The organism is Acinetobacter sp. AOR12_HL (assembly GCF_027855275.1).
Taxonomy (GTDB): domain Bacteria; phylum Pseudomonadota; class Gammaproteobacteria; order Pseudomonadales; family Moraxellaceae; genus Acinetobacter; species Acinetobacter baumannii.
This window is the reverse complement of the sequence record NZ_JAKTIJ010000010.1, coordinates 183,817-205,895: the sequence shown is the minus strand read 5'-3', so window position 1 is coordinate 205,895 and position 22,079 is coordinate 183,817. Positions and strand designations below refer to the sequence as shown.

Below are 22,079 nucleotides of genomic sequence, written 5' to 3'. Positions count from 1 at the left end.
AATTATAAAAATAAAATGCACATTATCCAAGTTATTATTGAGTATTTAAAAATGTTGATTTCCAAGAGAAGACTCATTCATGCAATCAGTTATGAAGGAATTTTGTTGGTCATCATTGCGATTGCATTAAGTTTTATTTTTGACATGCCGATGGAAGTGACCGGAACACTTGGTGTGTTTATGGCAGTGGTTTCAGTTTTCTGGAATATGATTTTTAACCACTATTTCGAAAAAGTAGAGCATAAATTTAATTGGGAAAGAACGATCCCTGTGCGGATTTTACATGCGATTGGTTTTGAGGGTGGTTTGCTGATTGCGACTGTTCCAATGATTGCATATATGATGCAGATGACAGTGATTGATGCATTTATTTTAGATATAGGTTTGACCTTATGTATTTTGGTTTATACCTTTATTTTCCAGTGGTGCTATGACCATATTGAAGATAAGTTTTTCCCAAATGCTAAAGCAGCATCACTTCACTAATTCACATAGATTGAAATGAAATAAGCACCCAGATGGGTGCTTATTTTTTTTGGTCGATAAATAGAAATTATTTTTCTACAATCGCAACCACACCTTCACCGCCTGCTGTACAGATCGAGATTAATGCGCGGCCTGAACCTTTTTCATTAATTAATTTAGCTGCAGTAGCCAAGATACGGCCACCAGTTGCAGCAAATGGGTGACCTGCACCTAAAGATGAACCATTTACGTTCAGTTTAGAGCGGTCAATTGAACCCAACGGTGCATCTAAGCCAAGACGTTCTTTACAGAATTTTTCATCTTCCCAAGCTTTTAAGGTAGAGAGTACTTGAGATGCAAATGCTTCATGGATTTCGTAGAAATCGAAGTCTTGAAGCTTAAGGTTAGCACGCTTAAGCATACGAGGTACTGCATAAGCAGGAGCCATCAATAAGCCTTCTTTAGGACCGTTCTTGCCAATGAAGTCAACAGCTGCTGTTTCAGAGAAAGAAAGATAAGCTAAAACTTCATGTCCGTTTTCTTTTGCCCATTCTTCAGAAGCAAGCAATACCACAGAAGCACCATCAGTCAACGGAGTTGAGTTACCTGCAGTCATTGTTGCAGTTTCGCCTTTACCGAAAACTGGTTTTAACTTAGCAAGTTTTTCAACTGTACTGTCAGGACGTAAGTTGTTGTCACGGTTAAGACCTAAGAATGGAGTCATTAAGTCATCAAAGAAACCACGCTCATAAGCAGCAGCAAGTTTTTGATGGCTGCTTGCAGCTAGCTCGTCTTGTGCTTCACGAGTGATACCCCATTCTAAAGCAGTGATTGCTTGGTGCTCACCCATTGAAAGGCCAGTACGCGGTTCACCATTGCTTGGTGCATCAAGAAGCTTTTTAAAATCAATCTTTGTTAGAGCTTTAAGACGGTCTTTACCTGTTTTAGCAACATTAAGCTCAAGTAAAACTTTACGTAAACCATCACCTACAGCAATCGGTGCGTCAGAAGTTGTATCTACGCCACCTGCAATACCTACGTCGATTTGACCAAGCGCAATTTTGTTAGCAACAACAAATGCTGCCTGTAAACCTGTACCACATGCAATTTGGATGTCGTAAGCAGGAGTTTCAGGAGCAAGATCTGTGCTCAATACAACTTCACGAGTCATGTTGAAGTCACGGCTATGTTTTAAAACAGCGCCCGCAACAACTTCGCCAATACGTTTACCTTGTAAGTTAAAGCGCTCAACCAAACCATTCAATGCTGCTGTCAGCATGTCAGAATTAGACGCTTTAAAGTAGGCAGTATTTGAACGTGCAAATGGAATACGGTTGCCACCAAGGATTGCAACGCGGCGAACAGTGTTTTGACTCATGGTTTTATCCTGTTGAACAGAAGTTTTGGTTTTTGTTGCTTTTGGTGCTGCAGCTACATTTGAAGATGTAGACGGGGTTGCTGAAGCAGCGCTCTTACTACGAGGGCTACGTGCAGGTGCAGTCGTTGAACGAGTACGTGTCGTTTTTGGTGTATTAGTTGCTGCTTTAGGAGTAGTGCTGTTACGCTTAGCCGTGTTAGAAGCCGACTTTGATGTATTTGACACTTTTTCCTGAGCAGAATTCTCGACTGCTGGATTTTCTTGAGTTGTTTTGCTCATAAGGCTTTTCCAAGCATAATAACGATATTCTTGTTAGCTACCTTAACACAATTCAAATAGACCTGTATTGACTAGAATGACATTGTAGATAGCATTCAGGTCAAGACATCCAAAGATGAACTCAAGTATGATTTGGAGTAACTCTAATGAACGACTGCTTTCATATTGTTTCTATCCATCTCATAACATAATGAAGCCTGTCGTAGAAAATTCATTTCTTTGAGAGATAATAATCATGACTGATCAATACCAAGCATTTACGCAATCTCCTATTGGTAAATTCGTTGTTAAAAATCTGGGTTTACCTTCGCCTGTTGTATTAGAGCGTTTTGAAAGTGCTCAGCCAGTAGTGAAAGGTGCAGTATTGGTTGGCGCGGCGCCATCAAGCGTTTTGTCTGGTGCGATTGCACAAGTACTTAGCAATATTCATGCAGATAGCTATGTAGGCAATAATGTTGCATTACAACAAGAAGCTGCAAAAGTTGGTTTAAATTTACGTCCATTCAATGCAGGCGATAAAGAATCAAAATTTAAGGCTGTTGTATTTGATGCATCTGGTATTCAAAACTCAGAACAGTTAAACGAACTTTATAAATTCTTTAATCCGATTGCACGTCAAGTTGCGACTTCTGGTCGAGTGATTGTTATTGGTACAACGCCTGAAACTGCGAAAACTGTAAAACAAGCGATTGCTCAGCGTGCACTTGAAGGTTTTATCAAATCTGTAGGTAAAGAATTTAAAAAGGGTATTACTGCTCAAGTTGTGTATGTAGACGAAGGTGCTGCTGCAAACCTTGAATCAACATTACGCTTCTTGCTTTCACCACGTTCAGCTTATGTATCTGGTCAAGTGATTCGTGTATCTAAGGCAGATGTAGTTGATGTTGATTGGGCAAAACCGCTTGCTGGAAAAACTGCGTTAGTAACTGGTGCAAGCCGTGGTATTGGTGAGGCAATTGCACACGTGTTGGCACGTGACGGTGCGCATGTTATTTGTTTAGACGTACCACAACAACAAGCTGATCTTGACCGTGTAGCAGCTGACATTGGCGGTTCTACATTGGCAATTGACATTACAGCTGCTGATGCGGGCGAAAAAATTAAAGCTGCTGCGGCAAAACAAGGCGGTTTAGATATTATCGTTCATAACGCTGGTATTACACGTGACAAAACTTTGGCAAATATGAAGCCAGAGCTTTGGGATTTGGTCATTAATATTAACTTGTCTGCTGCTGAACGCGTAAACGATTACTTGTTAGAAAACGATGGTCTAAATGCAAATGGCCGCATTGTTTGTGTATCATCAATTAGTGGTATTGCTGGTAACCTTGGTCAAACCAACTATGCTGCATCTAAAGCAGGTGTCATTGGTCTAGTGAAATTTACTGCGCCTATTCTAAAAAATGGTATTACCATTAACGCAGTAGCACCTGGCTTTATCGAGACTCAAATGACTGCTGCGATTCCATTTGCAATTCGTGAAGCTGGTCGCCGTATGAACTCAATGCAACAAGGCGGTTTACCTGTTGATGTAGCAGAAACAATTGCATGGTTTGCATCAACTGCTTCTACAGGTGTAAATGGCAACGTTGTACGCGTGTGCGGTCAAAGCTTGTTGGGCGCTTAAGCACTTTTAGTTAAAGAGGGGTGCTTGTGCATCCCTTTTTTATTCAAGAATCTATAAATTATAAAAGGTTAGGTATGAATACTCGTCATTTTAGCCAACTACCAAAAGCGGCATTGGCTTATCCAAAAGTAGTGCAAGGTTTAATTTTTAAAAAACCGAAAGGTCCAAAAATATTACCGCAAGTTGAATATGTGGTAGATACCCTAGAAATTGATCAGAACCATTTGAAGGCTTATAACGAAGTATGTGGCTTTCAAAATAATGGCTTTGTACCGGCAATTTATCTAGCGGTACTTTCTCAAAGCTTGCAAATGCACATGATGACAGCAGAAGCCTTCCCATTTCCAATTTTAGGTTTAGTGCATATTCGTAACCAGATTAAACAGACCAGACCGATTGGCGTAACTGAAAAACTCACTCTGTCATGTAAATTTGGGGAACTAAAACCACATGATAAAGGCGTTCAGTTTGACTTTATTACCACGGCAAAAGTTGGCAATGAAGTGGTGATGGAAGGCTTAACGACTTATTTATCTCGCCAAAAAGTTGAGAAAAGAGTGGGTGAGAAAGCTAAAGAAGAACAAGCACCAGCTTATGTTCCAAAGGCAGAGTGGAATATTTTAGAAAACACTGGTCGCCGTTATGCGAAAGTGTCTGGTGATTTTAACTTAATTCACATTCATGCCATTACTGCAAAAGCATTTGGTTTTAAGCAAGCCATTGCGCATGGCATGTGGAGCAAAGCAAAAGCCTTAGCGAACCTTGAGTTGCCAAATGCTTATGAAGCAGATGTGTGGTTTAAGCTACCAATGTTCTTGCCATCAAAAGTTGAGTTTTTAACTGCAAATGCAGATAAAAAGACTGATTTCTTGATTCGTAATGCCAAATCACAAAAACCGCATGTTGCAGGAACTGTAAAAGCATTATAAAAATAGCAGCAGCCTGAACAGAGGTTTGGGCTGCTTTTGAGCAAAATAACAAAAAATGCAAGGAACTTCATGTGATTAAAGAAATTTTACTGGCCGATACCCATAACTATCACGGTATTTTAGATGAACGTTTTATTGATTTAGCTCACCAGTTCAGCCGTCTTCAAGATGCTAGAACAGGACAAGGTGGAGCTGCTTTAGCGGTTTATTTTAGAGGCCAAAAAGTTGTAGATATCTACACCGGTCTAAAATCACAAACTGAAGCTTGGCAACCTGACACATTGGCAGTTTGCTACTCTACAGGTAAAGGTGTACTTGCAACTTTAGCGCATATTTTGGTAAGTGAAGGGTTTTTAGAATACGACAAACCGATTGCGACCTATTGGCCTGAGTTTGCTCAAAATGGAAAAGAGCAAATGACTTTGCGTCATGTGCTAAGCCATCAAAGCGGCATGTTTGATGTTCGAAATATCATCGAAAGTGCGAGAGAAATGCTTGACTGGTCACATATGTTAGATGTGGTCGCGGCGACTAAGCCAAGATTCCTTGCAGGAGAGGGTAATGCTTATCAAGCTTTAACATTCGGTTGGCTTGTCGGTGGCGTACTTGAAAAAGCAACTGGTCAATCTCTAGATCAGCTCATGCAAAAATATCTTGTTGAGCCATTACAGTTAGATGGCGCTTATTTTGGAACGCCTGTAAATGAGTTGGATCGTGTAGCACGTCTAATTATTCAACCAAAACCAGAAAAATCAGCGTCTACTCAAGTTGAAAAACCTAAAAAGCCGCAGACGCGTAAGAGTTCACTCTCTGAAAAAGTGATTACATGGACGGGTCAAGACCCGCAAGACTTTCAGGATGCCATGATTCCAAAAGGAATGAAAAATTTTAGTTTCTTTAGTGATGAGGGACTGCAAGCAGTCATTCCGGCAGCGAACGGGACATTTACTGCAAATAGCCTTGCTAAAATTTATGCGATGCTTGCAAATCAAGGTGAATGGGATGGACAGCAATTGATTCGCTCAGAAATATTTAAAGAACTTAGTACTATTCAAAGTTATGCACGTGATCGTGTCATGCCAATACCGATGAATTGGCGCTTAGGATATCATCGCATTATTACTATGGGTAAACGTGCAAAAAATGGCTTTGGGCATATTGGTTACAATGGTTCGGGAGCGTGGTGTGATCCTGAGCGTGACCTCAGCTTTGCCTATACCCATAACTTCCAGATTGGTTCAATTACAGGCGATTATCGTTTGTGGGGCCTGACCCAAGAAGCTTTACGTTGCACCGACCAAATTTTAAAAGGCCGTAAAGGCTGGTTCTAATTTTAGTATTTTAAAGCTGGTATTTTTAAGCAATGCCAGCTCAACATTTATAATAATTCTAGGCGAATAATTGCTTCGGTATGACGCTTAAAATCTTCTTCAACTAAACCTTGTAAACCAAGTTTATAAATCCCTTCTAATCCACACACAAAGGCAATGAGTCGCCATGCAATGTCTGTGGAATTAGACCTATTTTTAAATTCGCCTTCTTTTTGACCGCATTCGATCGATTGCACAATAGCTTGATGCCAACTTTGCATGGCGAGGTTATACGCTTTTTGTATTTCAATATCTTGTTCAATTAAGAGTTCAGCTTCATTCCATAAACGTAAGTAGGGCTGAAGCCTATCTATATTTTCTGCACCTAATAAGATGAAGAGTCTTTGAAATTGGCTAGTTGTTTGGAGAGTTTGTTCAATTTCATCAAGCTGTTCCATCAACTTTAAAAAAGCTTCAGCTTTTAAATGAGATGCCGAAGAAAAATGATGATGGACTTGTCCGGTAGAGGTTTGTGCTTCTGTTGCGATTCGGCGTACCGTCATGGCTGTAAAACCTTCAGCCAAAGCAATTTGCATGGCAGCTTGCAGAATCATTTCTCTGCGTTGATCGCGATTAAGATAGGCCATGTTACTTACACCTGACTGAATTCGACACAAACTACATTAAAATTTAAAGTTGGACAAGTGTCCAATTGTGTATATAATAACCGCAATTTGAACACATGTCCAAGTTTTGGATATCGAAGAGCGTTATGCAAAAAAAATGGTTAATCCTGACAATTATCGTCCTCATTTATTTACCAGTTACGATTGATGCAACGGTGATGCATGTTGCAACACCATCTTTAAGTGCAGCATTGAATTTAACTGCCAATCAGCTTTTATGGATTATTGATATTTATTCGCTGATTATGGCGGGTTTGATTTTGCCGATGGGTGCACTCGGTGATCGTATTGGCTTTAAAAAATTATTATTTATTGGAACCGCAGTTTTTGGTATGGGTTCGTTAGCTGCGGCTTTTTCTCCAACTGCCTATGCCTTAATTGCTTCTCGTGCTGTTTTAGGCCTAGGGGCAGCTATGCTTATTCCTGCCACTTTATCCGGTATCCGTAATGCTTTTACCGAAGAAAAGCAGAGAAATTTTGCACTTGGTCTTTGGTCTACAGTAGGTGGAGGTGGAGCAGCTTTTGGTCCATTAGTCGGTGGTTTTGTATTAGAGCATTTCCACTGGGGAGCTGTATTCCTCATTAATATCCCGATCATTTTAGTCGTTCTAGTTATGATCGTGATGATCATTCCTAAACAACAAGAGAAAACTGATCAGCCAATTAACTTAGGGCAAGCTTTAGTTTTGGTTGTAGCAATTTTAAGCCTCATCTATTCAATTAAATCGGCTATGTATAACTTTTCGGTGCTCACGGTTGTGATGTTTGTGGTGGGTATAAGCACATTAATTCACTTCATTCGAAGCCAAAAAAGAGCTACGACACCAATGATTGATCTGGAGTTATTTAAACATCCAGTAATTTCTACCAGCATTGTTATGGCGGTTGTTTCCATGATTGCTTTGGTTGGCTTTGAATTATTACTGTCCCAAGAGTTGCAGTTTGTACACGGGTTTTCTCCATTACAGGCGGCGATGTTTATTATTCCATTTATGATTGCAATTAGTTTAGGTGGTCCATTAGCAGGTATTTGTTTAAATAAATGGGGTTTACGTAGAGTATCGAGCCTAGGTATTTTAGTGAGCGCGATCAGTTTGTGGGGGCTTGCTCAGCTTAATTTTTCAACCGACCACTTTTTAGCATGGACGTGTATGGTCTTTTTAGGCTTTAGCATTGAGATTGCCTTACTTGCCTCAACTGCTGCCATTATGTCATCTGTGCCCCCTCAAAAGGCGAGTGCAGCAGGTGCTATTGAGGGAATGGCCTATGAGCTTGGAGCAGGTTTAGGTGTCGCTATTTTTGGTTTAATGTTGTCTTGGTTTTATAGCCGCTCAATTATTTTGCCAGCCGAGCTTCCGTCAGACTTAATTGAAAAAGCGAGTATCTCGATTGGAGAAACCATGCAATTAGCGTCTAACCTTGAAAATCCTTTAGGAGGGCAATTAGTTGTAGTGGCGCAGCAAGCTTTTAGCTATGCACATAGTTGGGTGCTTACCCTCTCAGCGATCTGTTTCTTCCTTTTAACTGTATTTGTCTGGTTTAGTTTTCCGAAGAAAGTAAATTAATATTTTTCACAGTATTTCAAGTTTCGGTAGAAAACTTTTTCTTCGAAACTTTAAAATTCACTGATAGTCCAGACAAATGATGTAGTTCGCAGTTTATCTGTACGGATATGAACTTTATACGTTCACACTCTTTTAAAAACAAAGTATGCTTATGCCTGTAACAAGGAGCATACATGTATCAAGTACTTGCTAGAAAATACCGTCCACGTAATTTCAATGAGTTAGTGGGACAAAACCATGTTTCTCGTGCATTAAGTAGTGCATTGGAACGCGGTCGTCTTCACCATGCTTATTTATTTACGGGAACGCGTGGTGTAGGTAAAACTACAATTGCACGTATTTTAGCCAAGTGTTTGAACTGTGAAACAGGTGTGACTTCTACGCCATGTGAAGTTTGTGCCACTTGTAAGGCGGTAAATGAAGGCCGCTTTATTGACCTAATCGAAATCGATGCTGCTTCAAGAACAAAAGTAGAAGATACGCGTGAACTTTTAGACAACGTTCCTTATGCACCAACGCAAGGTCGTTTTAAAGTTTACCTGATTGACGAAGTACATATGCTCTCTACGCATTCTTTTAATGCGTTATTAAAAACACTAGAAGAACCACCAGAACACGTTAAGTTTTTGTTTGCTACGACAGACCCACAAAAGCTACCGATTACGGTTATTTCACGGTGTTTGCAATTTACTCTAAGACCTTTAGCTGTAGATGAAATTACCAAGCATCTTGGCGCTATTCTTGAAAAAGAACAGATTGCTGCTGACCAAGATGCAATCTGGCAAATTGCTGAATCTGCACAAGGCTCTTTACGTGATGCATTATCTTTAACTGACCAAGCGATTGCTTATGGGCAGGGTGCTGTACATCATCAAGATGTTAAAGAAATGCTTGGCCTGATTGACCGTACGATCATATATGATTTGATTTTAGCGGTTCATCAAAACCAACGTGAAAAAGTGAGCCAATTATTACTCCAGTTTAGATATCAGGCCTTGGATGTCTCGTTAGTACTGGATCAGCTCATTTCAACATTGCATGAGTTAGCTTTATTACAATATTTACCAGAGCTCGGCTTAAAGTACAGTGAAGAAATTAATGCCAAAATTCTTCAGCTTTCTAAACTGATTTCTGCTCAAGATTTGCAGCTTTACTACCAAATCGCATGTAAAGGCCGTTCAGACTTGCAGCTTGCCGTAACGCAAGAGCAAGGTTTTGAAATGTGCGTTTTACGATTATTGGCATTCCGTCCTTTAGCACCAAATGAAATTTTAGTTTCAGAGCCTGTTCAACAAAATGGGCAAATAGAAGTAGGCCTAAATTCACAAGCTCAAACAGCCCAAGAGATTGCTCCTGTAAGTGCTGTTCAGCCTGTTGAAGTTATTAGCCAACCCGCTATGGTTGAACCTGAACCTGAACCTGAACCTGAACCTGAACCTGAACCTGAACCTGAACCTGAACCTGAACCTGAACCTGAACCTGAACCTGAACCTGAACCTGAACCTGAACCTGAACCTGAACCTGAACCTGAACCTGAACCTGAACCTGAACCTAATCAGGACTTAATGGTATTTGACCCAAATCATCATGAGTTGATTGGACTTGAGTCAGCAGTTGTTCAAGAGACCGTTAGTGTTCTTGAGGAAGATTTCATTCCGGTACCAGAACAAAAGTTAGTACAAGTTCAGGCTGAAACCCAAGTCAAACAAATCGAACCTGAACCAGCTTCTACTGCTGAGCCTATAGGTTTATTTGAAGCATCGAGTGCTGAATTTTCACTTGCTCAAGATACGTCAGCTTATGACTTGATTTCTGAACCTGTTATTGAACAACAGTCATTGGTGCAAGCTGAAATTGTTGAAACAGTTGCGGTGGTAAAAGAGCCTAACGCAACAGATAACAGCCAACTGATGCCACAAGATATTTTAAAGTTGCCATCACAAACTTTGGAAGGTGAGTGGACACTTGAAAAGTGGGAGTTTTGGTTTAGAAATAGCCAGCTTTCTCCAGCCGTTCAAGAACTTGCTCAACATGGTGTGATGACTGGAGAAATTGGTGGCAACACGGTTTTCCATATTCCTCAAGAATATGAAAATATGTTGACTCAGCTACAACAAGCCCTAATTGAAGCTTTAAAGCAGCAGTGGCCAAATACACAATTTACGGTCGAGTATGGTGTAGTCAATACTGCTACACCGTATGTTATGCAAAGCGTTCGTAAAGAAAAAGCTTTCCATCGGGCTACAGAACTATTACAGCAACAACCCGTTATTAAAAGCCTCATAGAGACTTTTGATGGTGAGCTGCAAAATATTCAATTAAAGCCTTAAGTTCAATTGAGTTTTGATCTGGTGAGAAATTTGAAAAATTAGAATTTTCATAGTTTTCACTGGATTGAAATATTCAGGTCACGCCACTGTCATTGTACTTTTCTATGTTAGCCATTTTAGATTTTAAATGGACTATATATCGTCATGAAAAGGCAATGCACAGGAACAACTTCCTTTAAATATTCTTATTTTTTATTAATCGGCGCCATTCTGCTGAGTGGTTGTAACGACTCGGCAAATGATAATTCGAATACACCCGACACAGGTAAAAAGCCTGTCATGCGCTGTGCTCCATAAACTTAAATAATAAAAAGAATTTGATCATGATTACACGTCGTAAATTTTTAAATTACTCTTTAAATATGGGCTTTGGCGCTGCAGCGTTAGCGGCTTTCCCATCGAGTATTCAAAAAGCTCTAGCAATTCCTGCAAATAATAAAACGGGCACTATTCAGGATGTTGAACATGTCATCATCTTAATGCAGGAAAACCGATCTTTTGACCATTATTTTGGTACGTTAAAGGGCGTTCGAGGCTTTGCTGACCGTTTTACAATCCCTCTGCCAAATGGTCGCCGTGTCTGGGAACAGCTGAGAAGTAATGGTCAGGTTTTAACCCCATTTCACTTAGATGGAACAGCCAATAATGCACAGCGTGCAGATGGCACGCCTCATACGTGGGATGACAGTCAGTTGGCGTGGGACAATGGACGTATGGCAAACTGGCCAACTCATAAAACCGATATATCTATGGGCTATTTTAAAGAAAAAGAAATCCCATATCAGTTTGCACTTGCCAATGCCTTTACGATTTGTGATGCCTACCATTGTTCTATGCACACCGGAACAGATGCGAACCGCTCTTTTCATTTAACTGGTACCAATGGTGCAACACCGACCAAGCGTTCATTTGTAAATAATGAATGGGACTGGATTGATGGTAACCCAGCAACGGCAGACCGTGGTTACACTTGGAAAACCTATGCCGAAAGATTAGAAGAAGCAGGGATAAGCTGGATTTGTTATCAGAATATGCCAGATGAATGGGGCGATAATATGTTGGGTGCATTCCGTTCTTTTAGAAAGGCCAACATTGCATCCGGTTATCCCGTTTCAAGCGGTGGAGAGCCGAATAAACCGTATGCCGATACGGGTCAAAAACTACCGTATAAAGCCTATGATGCGGCTACTGATAATGCCAAAAATCCACTCTATAAAGGCATTGCAAATACGCTACCGGGCAATAAACCAGAAGAGTATCTCGACGCTTTTAAAAGAGACATTCGTGAAGGGAAGTTAACTCAAGTTTCTTGGATTAACGCGCCATCGATATACTGCGAACATCCGGACCCTTCAAGCCCGGTTCAAGGAGCTTGGTTTATTCAAGAAATTATTGATGCATTAACTGCTGTACCAGAGGTGTGGAGTAAAACGGCTCTGCTCATCAACTTTGATGAAAATGATGGTTACTTTGACCATATGCCATCGCCATCAGCACCATCTCGACTCAAAAATGGCCAGTACGCAGGTAAATCGACACTAAGCAATGCTGATATGCAAGATGAATATTTTGATCATGCTGCACCTGAGGGGAGCCATTCACAGCCTGCACCTGATGGACGAGTTTATGGTCCGGGCCCTCGTGTTCCTTTATATGTGATTTCCCCATGGAGCCGTGGTGGTTGGGTCAACTCACAAGTTTTTGATCATACTTCCGTGCTCATGTTTTTAGAAAAACGTTTTGGTGTAAAAGAGCCGAATATCAGCCCATACCGCCGTGCAGTATGTGGTGATTTAACCAGTGCATTTAACTTTAAAACACCAAATGCAGATGTTTTACCGCAGCTGAGTGGTAAACAAACACGTGTGCAGGCAGATGCGCTAAGGGAAAACCAAGAAGCTTTGCCAGCTGTTCCTGTACCCACGGATATTAAGTTACCCATTCAGCAAAGTGGGATCCGTCTATCACGGGCGCTACCTTATGAGTTGCATACCAGTGCGCGTTGTAAAGCAGATGGTAAGGTGCAATTGATTTTTTCTAATACGGGTAAGCAGGCAGCGGTTTTCCACGTATATGACAAGCTCAATTTAGACCGTATTCCAAAGCATTATATTGTCGAGCCGAATAAAACTTTAGATGATGAGTGGGATGCTTTAAACAATAACTTAGGCCGTTATGACCTATGGGTACTTGGTCCAAATGGCTACCATCGTCATTTTAAAGGGGATACTCAACGTATTATCGATAGTGGTGTTAAACCTGAAATTCGAGTGTGCTATGACATTGCTAATGGTGATGTTTATGTCGAACTTATGAATGAGGGAACCAAGGATACAATATTGACAGTAAAACCTTGTGCATATCGACAAGATGCACCATTGCAACTGACCGTAAAAGCGGGACAAGTTGTTAAGCAACATTGGTCGTTGGTTGATGTTGGGCATTGGTATGATTTTGAAGTTACGAGCCAGAGTGATCCGTATTATTACCGACGTTTTGCTGGCCGAGTCGAAACAGGTGAGGACTCCTTTAGTGATCCTGCAATGATCTAAGAAGGATGAGGCAAAAAGAGGAGCTTATTTTCTTTTTGCCTCATTTTTTATAATAAAAAATTCTCTAAAACTTCACGGACTGACTCGGATATTGGAACAGTCTTGCGTGTTTCACGGTCAACAAACACATGCACAAAATGTCCTTGAGCTGATGCTTGGTCTTGACCTTGTTTAAAGATTGCCAATTCATAGCGTAAAGATGTCGTACCAATTTTACCAATCGCAACGCCTACCTGAATAACTTCTGGAAATGATAACTCTTGAAAAAAGCTACAAGCTGAGTCAACGACTAAACCAATTGATTTTGCTTCATGAATATCAAAACCTGTTTTCTGGATGAGCAAAGCATTGGCTGCCGTATCAAAATAGCTATAATAGGTCACATTATTCACATGACCGTAAATATCGTTATCTGCCCAGCGAGTTTGAATATCTAAAAAGAATTTAAATTGATGACGAGTTTTTAAAACGGGTTTAGTCATTAATAAATCGCCTGATAAATTGCTAAAGCAGCTGCTTCTGTCATGTCACGTGGATTATTTTGCAGTAATCGAGTTTGCAACATGGCATCTTGAGCAAGTCTTGGTAAGCTAGACTCTTCAATACCCAAATCGCTAAGTTTTAAAGTCAAACCACTACGGTCTAAGTGATTTTGCATATGGTCAATAAACAGATCACATAACCCATCGGTGCTACCGTTACTATATGGGTCTAGCCATTGCATAAGTTCTGCATAGTATTGTTTGGCATAGGGAGTATTAAATTTCAGTACTTCAACGAGCACCAAAGCATTGGTATGTCCATGCGACAAATGAAAATGTCCACCCAATGGATAGGCTAAAGCATGCACGGCAGCAACAGGTGAGTTTGCAAATGCCTGACCCGCAAGCATTGAGCCGAACAGCATGTTCTGACGTGCCTCTAAATCATTACCGTTTTTAAGAACTTTCGGTAAGTTATGGTTCAGCAGCTTCAAAGCGTGTTTCGCTAAAATATCGGTATAAATATTTTTCTTATGTTTAGAGGTATATGCCTCAATGGCATGGACCATCGCATCAATACCTGTAGCAGCCGTAATATGGGCAGGTAGATTTTGAGTAAAAGTTGCATCAAGAATTGCTGTATCGGCATAGAGTACCGGAGAGACAATTCCCATTTTTGTCGTTTCACCTGTAGTCACTATTGATATGGGCGTCACTTCCGAGCCAGTACCGGCTGTAGTGGGAATTAAAATAAGTGGAAGTCGGGCTGTTTTGACCTGATTTACCCCATACATTTCTTGTAGGTTTTGAGTTTGGTTAGGATGTGCGAGTAAGGCAATCACTTTGGCTACATCTAAAGAACTTCCGCCTCCAAAGCCGACAATAACATCTACATTTTGCTGTTTAGCATAATTCGCTGCATCTAATACCACTTGCTCTGGTGGGTCGGCCTGAACATCAGCATAAATGACATGTTCAATTTTAAGAGTATCTAAAATTTGAAGAATAGGCCGGTGTAACTGATTTTTAATCATACCTGCATCTGTTACCAGTAATAACTTGCGGTAAGTTTTTGATGCCAACACATTCTGTAATTCTTGTATAGAACCGAGTCCTGAAATAATGTTGGGAACGGTCTGAAACTGAAAATGGCTCATATACATTATTTCCTTATTTTTGAAAATTATTATAGATGCATTCTATAGGATTCATTCTGCAAATTCTCTTAAAAGTAGCTGTGCTTTTAAGCTGCATTTAGTTAAAGAAAATTCACTTGAAAATTGGCATTTTATAAACTAATTTTCAAAATCATTAAATGAAATTAGATTGTGAATACCTTATTGGTAAATGCAAATAAGGTAAATTTTTTTAAGGATATGCATGTGAAAATAGATACTGATGTCAAAACTGGATACGGCAAGGATACCGACAAAAATGGATATGCAAATATTAAGTATCGTGAGCTAATTCAAAAATTAACAGCAACATTATCATTGACGCTTTTGTCATTTGGATGGGGCTCTACAGTAAACGCAGCACAACAACAAATCGCTTTAGTAGGAACCTGGACATCTATCCCAGATGCACCGCTTGTGCAAAAACCAGAAAAAGCCAGTGAAGGTTTGTACCAGCTACAAGTTAATGCTGACGGGACCTTAACTCCTGTTAAGGTATTGCAAATGAAAAGTCCATCTTGGGTTGTAAAATCGAAAGATGGCCGTTTTGCATATACCACTAATGAAGAAAATGAAGGGGCGGTAACGGCATTATCGGTTCAAAATGGAAAGGTAGAGGTATTGAATACGGTAAATAGTCATGGCGGGCATCCAACACATGCATCCATCAGTTTAGATGGTAAATTCCTATTTGTGTCGAATTATTCTGCATTTGATAAAGGACGTGGCGGTGTCGCTGTTTTGCCAATTTTACCAAATGGACATTTGGGTGAAATGGTACAAAATATTGTTTTTTCGGAGGGTTCTGGTCATGTTAAAGGGCGTCAGGATAGTGGCCATGCCCATTCGACAACTTTTAGCCCAGATGGTAAGTATTTATATGCAAGTGATCTTGGAAATGACAAAGTCTATGCTTTTCGTTACAACCCAAGTAAGCCTCAACCACTTGAAGCGGACAAGAGCCGAGATGTGAGTTTTAAGCATGGTTCTGGTCCACGTCATATGGTCTTTTCACCAAATGGTAAACAGGCATACATTACCGCGGAAATGCGAAGTGAAATTGTGACGTTTAACGTACAAGATGGCCATTTGAAAAAAGTCGCTGAGCTAAAACTGGTTCACGAAGACAAAACACCTGAATTCAAGAGTGCAAGTGGAATTATTCTTAGTCCAAATGGTAAGTATGTGATCGCTGCAAATCGTGGTGCGGACAACAAACTTTTGGTATTTAAAATCCAACAGAATGGGCTTTTAGGTCAACCACAAGTTTATAAGGCCAATGGTATTGAACCACGTGCTTTTTCATTTGATGAGTCAGGTAAATATCTGTATGTGACGAATGTTTATAGTAATAACATTAGTTTATTCCGTTTTGATACCAAAAATGGCTCATTAAAACCTTTAGGCGATGCAGCTAAAATATCGACTCCAACTGATATCAAATTCTTTTAATAATTTTTTCTCACACTGATCCTGCAATATTTATAAGCTATTACATTTTTCAGTGTTCATTGCTACAGATACTCAATCTTGAAAGACAATCAAGATTGAGTTGAGGATTGAGCACATAGAAAATTCCTTTAAAATTTCTCATTTTACTTTTCAAGCCGCGTGAGTTTTGAGAAAATGAGGGCTTGTCACAATGGTCAATTCAAACCTGATAATAATGAATAATTTTGTCGGGTTTTTGCAGATTTTTGCGTGTAAAATACTTATTTATTTTTTAGTTTAAGTGGTTGGAATAAATTTCTAATGGAAGCACAGTATAAGGTGTTATGTGTCTGTTTAGGAAATATTTGCCGTTCTCCCACGGCTGAAGTGGTTTTTAGACATTATTGTGATCAGCATCAACTCAATATCATTGTCGATTCAGCTGGAACAAGTAACTATCATCCAAATAAAGCACCTGATCAGCGTAGCCAATTGCATGCAAAAAAAAGAGGCTATGACTTATCTTCTTTGCGGGCAAGACAACTTTCAACTCAAGACTTTTTAGATTTTGATTTGATTTTGGCAATGGATCATCAAAACTTTGATGATATTCACGACTTGCTACAAAGAGCTATCTTCCAATTTGGCAGTCATCAAATTCGGGCAAAAGTGGCATTAATGAGTGAACATGATCCTCAATATCCACAACAAGCTCTGCCTGACCCTTACTATGGTGGAGATGAGGGCTTTGAACGTGTACTCGACCAATGTGAATCAAGTGCGTTGGCGTGGATTAATATCCTAAAAAAACAATTAAATGTTTAAAAAACAGGTTTTTCAATACAATGCAAATTCAAAATCAAGTACAGCTTAAGCCATTCAATACTTTAAGTTTAGATGTTACAGCTTCTCATTACACTAAGGTCAAATCTATTGAAGATATTGAAGAAGCTTTAGCTTTTGCTAAAGAGCATGAGCTAAATGTACTTGTATTATCTGGCGGTAGTAACATGCTATTACCGCAACAAATTAATGCTTTAGTTATTCATCTTGATATTCAGGGCATAGACGTTTTATCTGAAGATCAGGATTTTATTCGAGTTAAAGTCGGTGCAGGACAGGTTTGGCACGATTTCGTTTTATATACTACAAAACAAAATTGGTTTGGCTTACAGAACTTGGCACTTATTCCGGGCTTGGTTGGTGCTTCACCAGTGCAAAATATTGGTGCTTATGGTGTTGAGGTTGGTGAGTTTATTGAGTCGGTACAAGTCTATGACCGTCTATTAAAACAAACCGGATCAATTTCGGCAGCAGATTGTCATTTTTCTTATCGTCATAGCATTTTTAAAGATGACCCAGCTCGTTACATCATTACTCATGTCACCTTTAAGCTGCTTAAACAAGCCAATCTAAAGCTAAATTATGGTGATTTAAAACAGGCAGTAGGAGATAACCTGACTGCTGAAAATTTACAAAATCAGGTCATTCATATTCGTCAAAGTAAATTACCTGATCCAAAAGAATATCCGAATGTAGGAAGTTTCTTTAAAAATCCGATTGTAAATACTCAAGAATTTGAACGATTAATCGCACAATTCTCAACAATTCCACATTATCCTCAGGCTAATGGTAACGTTAAAATTGCTGCTGGTTGGTTAATTGATCAGGCTGGATGGAAAGGTAAACAGCTCGGTGTAGTGGGAATGTTCCATAAGCAAGCCTTGGTTTTGGTGAATTATGCCAATGCATCTCTTGCGGATGTAAAGAAAACTTATCAAGCTGTACAACATGATGTTGAACAGCGTTTCCAAATTATGTTAGAACCAGAGCCTGTGCTTTATAACAATTTAGGTTTAATTGAAAATCATACGGAATAGTTTTATGCCAAAAGTACACTTGATGGTACGTTTTGTACAAGTAGTTACTGTACTATTTGTACTATTAGGCTGTTTCGTGATTTTTTTGTATTCGCCGTTTTATTCAAAACTTATTGTAGCTGGACTTAACTATTTTGTTCCGGTAGATGTTAATGAGGTGGCTGCGGAAAGCCAGCGAAAAGCAGCATTAAGTGAACATGATAACTTAGAGCCGGGGTCAAATTTATGGATTGCTCGTCAGGCTTATTTGAAGTTAACAGAAGATGCTTTACGTGAAAATAAGACAGCAGATTTGGGGTACATACAAGAAAACTATAAGGCTTTGCAGCAAATTATTCTTTTAGAAGAAAAAGAACAAGAACTACAGGAAGAGAAAGAAACGACGGCTGTGAGTGTTCCTTTGGTTGCGAAAAACTCAGAAATTGATGCGGCCGATGAAGCAAGTAGTCCTATCGATGCAGCACTTTCTATTAATAGTTCTGAAAATAAAGCCCTTACAGAGCAATATACGGAGTTTTTAGCAAGAAAACCTGTAGTGCCTGAGCATCAAAAAGCGGCGAGCGAGCCTGAGCAGAAAGTTGAATATGTTCGTAAAAACCCTCTGCCTGCTCAACCTAAAAAGTTATCAGAACCTTATGCGATTGTAGTATTGGGTGGCGGTTTAACTTTAGATAAAAATGGCAAAGATATTGTAGTTAACAGCTATACGCGGTTAAGACTAGAAAAAACCTTAGAAGTTGAAAAGAAAAACCATCTACCTATCGTACTAAGTGGAGTTGAAGCCCCTTATATGCAAGCATGGTTGAAAGCACGTGGGGTAGATGCAAAATTATTAGAAAAGCGCAGTATGAATACCTGTGAGAATACTCGCTTTAGTTCATTGTTACTTCAAAAGAAAGGTGGTGCGCCTACAGTTATGTTGGTCACAGATGAATATCATATGCCACGTACGCGCCGTTTATTTGCCTTAAATGGGATAGAAACTATTCCTGTTACTGCTCCAATGCCAACACCGCTTACACGTTGGCAACCGAGTATACAAAACTACGATCATAGTCGTCGTGCAAATTATGAATTACTTGCGACAATTCGTGACATGTTATTTGGTTCAAGTGATTGTCGAGAGGTGCCTTAATGTCTGAGATTCCATTTCTCAATCCTGCCGTATTAAAACAATTAGATTTACCGGTTCCGAACCGTGAACTCACTCCGCAAGTTTTAAGCCCACTCAATTTAAATACCTTAGAAGAACCTTCTCGTGAGCTTTTAGCATACCGTAAATTATACGGTTTACATTTACTGGACTGTGAACATTGGCAAGGCTATGTCCAAATGCCTTTATTTCGTCTGCATGTTCAAGTTTTTAAACCTAAATTAGACAAAATCCAAGGAACCGTATGTTTATTGCATGGTTATCTGGAGCATAGCGGAATTTATCAGCCCATTATTCGCGAAATACTTGAACAAGGCTTTAGTGTTATTACCTACGACTTACCTGGTCATGGTTTGAGTAATGGTTCACCTGCAAGTATTCAAAATTTTGACCATTATCAACAAGTTCTGATGGCGGTTTATCAATATGTCAAACATGCTGATCAATTACCGAAACCATGGGTAGGTATTGGTCAAAGTACGGGTGGGGCAATCTGGATGCATCACTTGCTTGAGTATGCAGAAAAAAGACAAGACCCAATCGTCGATAGGGTTTTATTGCTTTCACCATTAATTCGACCTGCTAAAACAGCATGGTGGCATAATCCGGTAGGTCTAGGCATTATCCGTCGTATTAAACGCCAAGTGCCTCGACACTTTAGACGGAATAACCATAATCCTGAATTTTTAAGATTTATTCGTTTAAAAGATCCATTGCAGCCACGCATGATGGGCATGGACTGGATTTTGGCAATGTCAAAATGGATGCAGGAAATGGAAGAGCGACCTGCTTGCCGTATTCCTGTCTGGCTTGCACAAGGGGCATTAGATCAAACAGTAGACTGGCGTTACAACATCGAGTTTATTCGTCGTAAGTTTAGGCTTCAAACATTATTGATGCTAGAAGAGGGTTCTCATCAATTAATTAACGAACGTGCAGATATTCGTGCGGCTTTAACAGGTTTAATTCCAGCCTTTTTACATGCAAAGCCGAAACATTTTTATTATTAAAGTTTGAAGCTGCCTCTATAGGCAGCTCCAGTTTTAACTATTTAAAAATGATTGGCGTCAGCCATATTCCACATACGATAATAGAAATTATCATCATCATTTTTCAGTTCAGATTGTAAAAGCTCACCTTCTTTTAAGAAGAAGTGTAATTGAGCATAGTTTTTAATTTCACGGTCATTAATCCGTTGAGCTAAATGATGAGCTTTAATATCCGATGGATGACGTAAACCTGCCGCAGCAATCATTTCTGATAATGCATGTAATGTATTTTTGTGGAAATTAAATACACGTTCTGCTTTGGTCGGTACATGAAGTGCTTTCTGGCGATCTTTATCTTGGGTTGCAACGCCTACAGGACATTGGTTTGTATGGCAACTTTGCGCTTGAATACATCCAACTGCAAACATAAAACCACGTGCTGAGTTCACCCAATCTGCACCGAGAGCAAATGTGCTGGCAATATCAAATGCACTAATAATTTTACCGCTTGCACCAATTTTAACTTGATCTCTTAGGCCAGCACCTACAAGTGTATTATGAACAAAGCGTAGGCCTTCACGTAATGGTGTTCCGATATAGTCACTAAACTCAATAGGGGCTGCGCCAGTGCCACCTTCAGAACCATCAACTACAATAAAATCAGGCACAATTTTTGTTTCAAGCATTGCTTTTACAATACTCATAAATTGCCAAGGTTGACCAATACACAGTTTGAAACCTACTGGTTTACCACCAGATAAAGTCCGTAACTTCTGTAAGAAATGCATCATTTCAATTGGTGTCGAAAAGCTTGAATGCTTGGCAGGAGAGATACAATCATGGTCACGGGAAACACCACGGATCTCGGCAATTTCAGCAGTAATCTTATGTTTAGGTAAAATACCGCCATGGCCTGGTTTAGCTCCTTGCGAAAGCTTAAGCTCAATCATTTTGATTTGTGGCAATTGAGACTGCTTAGCAAACTTCTGTTCATCAAATTTTCCGTCTAAAGTGCGGCAGCCAAAATATCCACTGGCAATTTGCCAAACAATATCACCACCATTTTCTAAATGATAAGGGCTGAGACTACCTTCACCGGTATCGTGATAAAAACCGCCTAATTGTGCTCCTTTATTTAATGCACGTATTGCATTCGCACTTAAACTACCGAAGCTCATGGCAGAGATATTCATAATGGATGCACTATAAGGTTGAAGGCATTGGGCATTACCAATTTGAATACGGAAACTCTTAGGATCCGCTGGTGGACATGGACTAATGGAGTGAACAATAAAGCGATAATCTTCTTGATAGACATCAATAATTGATCCAAAAGGTTTATCTGCATTCTCATTTTTAGCACGTTGATAAACCAAACTTCTTTGCATACGCGAGAAAGGAAGGGCATCTTGATCCGCTTCAATAAAGTATTGGCGAATTTCAGGGCGTATATCTTCAAATAAAAAACGGAAATGGCCCATAATCGGGTAATTTCTTAAGATTGAATGTCTATTTTGTAAGACATCATATAGACCTAATAAGCTTAATGCGCCACTGACGACCCATAAACCGTTGAGTAAAGTATCCGAAATAAAATAATAAATACTATGAGGTGTATATACGGTTCTAAACCACGTGATTGTGAGTGCAGTAAAAATACACAAGAACCAAATAGAGTGGCGTGAAAAGAATGTATTGAGAAATTTATGTCGAATGATTTGTGCCGGACTCGCCATATGTGAACAAATTCCTAATGTTTTACTGGCACATACCTTGCCAAGAAGCAGCCAAAACTACAAGTAGGGAATTGTTTAACCGGTATTTTATTCATTTAATATTTTACCAACT

At 39.6% G+C, this 22,079-nt stretch carries 18 protein-coding genes; 13 read left to right on the top strand and 5 right to left on the bottom strand.

Annotated elements, in window-relative coordinates; translation table 11 throughout:
• The first annotated feature begins 51 nt into the window (after window positions 1–51).
• Window positions 52–486 carry a chlorhexidine efflux PACE transporter AceI gene (gene aceI, locus MKL36_RS04115; protein ID WP_002010078.1) on the top strand — a complete coding sequence of 145 codons (435 nt, stop codon included), beginning with the start codon at window positions 52–54 and terminating at the stop codon, window positions 484–486.
• A gap of 67 nt (window positions 487–553) precedes the next feature.
• On the opposite strand, the gene MKL36_RS04110 is transcribed toward aceI, so the two are convergent.
• Window positions 554–2,122: an acetyl-CoA C-acetyltransferase gene (locus MKL36_RS04110; protein ID WP_000047940.1), complete on the bottom strand. Its 1,569-nt coding sequence runs from the start codon at window positions 2,120–2,122 to the stop codon at window positions 554–556.
• A gap of 235 nt (window positions 2,123–2,357) precedes the next feature.
• Between MKL36_RS04110 and MKL36_RS04105 the strand changes: the two genes are divergently transcribed.
• The 3 genes from MKL36_RS04105 to MKL36_RS04095 all read left to right on the top strand — a co-directional run bounded on the left by MKL36_RS04105 (window position 2,358) and on the right by MKL36_RS04095 (window position 6,009).
• Window positions 2,358–3,749, top strand: a complete 1,392-nt coding sequence (locus MKL36_RS04105; protein ID WP_000132115.1) for a 3-oxoacyl-ACP reductase — start codon at window positions 2,358–2,360, stop codon at window positions 3,747–3,749.
• Window positions 3,750–3,823: 74 nt separating this feature from the next.
• Complete coding sequence (locus MKL36_RS04100; protein ID WP_001097350.1) at window positions 3,824–4,678, top strand: MaoC family dehydratase; 855 nt, start codon at window positions 3,824–3,826, stop codon at window positions 4,676–4,678.
• Between the two features lie 71 nt (window positions 4,679–4,749).
• On the top strand, window positions 4,750–6,009 hold the full coding sequence (locus MKL36_RS04095) for a serine hydrolase domain-containing protein (protein ID WP_021510447.1): 1,260 nt from the start codon (window positions 4,750–4,752) through the stop codon (window positions 6,007–6,009).
• A 47-nt stretch (window positions 6,010–6,056) separates the two neighbouring features.
• Here the strand turns inward: MKL36_RS04095 and MKL36_RS04090 are convergent, their stop codons facing one another.
• On the bottom strand, window positions 6,057–6,635 hold the full coding sequence (locus MKL36_RS04090) for a TetR family transcriptional regulator (RefSeq protein ID WP_000323808.1): 579 nt from the start codon (window positions 6,633–6,635) through the stop codon (window positions 6,057–6,059).
• Between the two features lie 125 nt (window positions 6,636–6,760).
• Between MKL36_RS04090 and amvA the strand changes: the two genes are divergently transcribed.
• The 4 genes from amvA to MKL36_RS04070 all read left to right on the top strand — a co-directional run bounded on the left by amvA (window position 6,761) and on the right by MKL36_RS04070 (window position 13,121).
• On the top strand, window positions 6,761–8,239 hold the full coding sequence (amvA, locus tag MKL36_RS04085; protein ID WP_021510448.1) for a multidrug efflux MFS transporter AmvA: 1,479 nt from the start codon (window positions 6,761–6,763) through the stop codon (window positions 8,237–8,239).
• 173 nt (window positions 8,240–8,412) lie between these two features.
• Window positions 8,413–10,569 (top strand): DNA polymerase III subunit gamma/tau, encoded by a 2,157-nt coding sequence (locus tag MKL36_RS04080; protein WP_270908979.1) that lies wholly within the window; start codon window positions 8,413–8,415, stop codon window positions 10,567–10,569.
• Window positions 10,570–10,713: 144 nt separating this feature from the next.
• Window positions 10,714–10,866 (top strand): hypothetical protein, encoded by a 153-nt coding sequence (locus MKL36_RS04075; RefSeq protein WP_001987559.1) that lies wholly within the window; start codon window positions 10,714–10,716, stop codon window positions 10,864–10,866.
• A gap of 26 nt (window positions 10,867–10,892) precedes the next feature.
• The gene (locus tag MKL36_RS04070; RefSeq protein ID WP_021511142.1) at window positions 10,893–13,121 is read left to right on the top strand and encodes a phosphocholine-specific phospholipase C; all 2,229 of its coding nucleotides are present in this window, start codon (window positions 10,893–10,895) and stop codon (window positions 13,119–13,121) included.
• A 47-nt stretch (window positions 13,122–13,168) separates the two neighbouring features.
• Here the strand turns inward: MKL36_RS04070 and MKL36_RS04065 are convergent, their stop codons facing one another.
• Both MKL36_RS04065 and MKL36_RS04060 read right to left on the bottom strand, forming a co-directional pair.
• On the bottom strand, window positions 13,169–13,603 hold the full coding sequence (locus tag MKL36_RS04065; protein WP_021511143.1) for an acyl-CoA thioesterase: 435 nt from the start codon (window positions 13,601–13,603) through the stop codon (window positions 13,169–13,171).
• Complete coding sequence (locus tag MKL36_RS04060) at window positions 13,603–14,760, bottom strand: iron-containing alcohol dehydrogenase (RefSeq protein WP_021511144.1); 1,158 nt, start codon at window positions 14,758–14,760, stop codon at window positions 13,603–13,605. The genes MKL36_RS04065 and MKL36_RS04060 overlap by 1 nt, the downstream gene beginning before the upstream one ends.
• A 225-nt stretch (window positions 14,761–14,985) precedes the next feature.
• Here MKL36_RS04060 and MKL36_RS04055 point away from each other — a divergent pair, with 225 nt between their 5' ends.
• From MKL36_RS04055 to MKL36_RS04035, 5 genes are all read left to right on the top strand, one after another.
• Window positions 14,986–16,230 carry a lactonase family protein gene (locus tag MKL36_RS04055; RefSeq protein WP_005138714.1) on the top strand — a complete coding sequence of 415 codons (1,245 nt, stop codon included), beginning with the start codon at window positions 14,986–14,988 and terminating at the stop codon, window positions 16,228–16,230.
• 300 nt (window positions 16,231–16,530) lie between these two features.
• Window positions 16,531–17,034, top strand: coding sequence for a low molecular weight protein-tyrosine-phosphatase (locus MKL36_RS04050; RefSeq protein WP_000388070.1), 504 nt, complete (start codon window positions 16,531–16,533; stop codon window positions 17,032–17,034).
• A 20-nt stretch (window positions 17,035–17,054) separates the two neighbouring features.
• Window positions 17,055–18,089 (top strand): UDP-N-acetylmuramate dehydrogenase, encoded by a 1,035-nt coding sequence (gene murB, locus MKL36_RS04045; RefSeq protein WP_001166920.1) that lies wholly within the window; start codon window positions 17,055–17,057, stop codon window positions 18,087–18,089.
• Between the two features lie 4 nt (window positions 18,090–18,093).
• A complete protein-coding gene (locus MKL36_RS04040; RefSeq protein ID WP_001127151.1) occupies window positions 18,094–19,224 on the top strand; it encodes a YdcF family protein in 1,131 nt (376 codons plus the stop codon).
• On the top strand, window positions 19,224–20,252 hold the full coding sequence (locus tag MKL36_RS04035; RefSeq protein ID WP_001290023.1) for an alpha/beta hydrolase: 1,029 nt from the start codon (window positions 19,224–19,226) through the stop codon (window positions 20,250–20,252). The genes MKL36_RS04040 and MKL36_RS04035 overlap by 1 nt, the downstream gene beginning before the upstream one ends.
• Before the next feature lie 41 nt (window positions 20,253–20,293).
• Here the strand turns inward: MKL36_RS04035 and MKL36_RS04030 are convergent, their stop codons facing one another.
• On the bottom strand, window positions 20,294–21,967 hold the full coding sequence (locus MKL36_RS04030) for an FMN-binding glutamate synthase family protein (protein WP_000157981.1): 1,674 nt from the start codon (window positions 21,965–21,967) through the stop codon (window positions 20,294–20,296).
• Window positions 21,968–22,079: the final 112 nt, after the last annotated feature.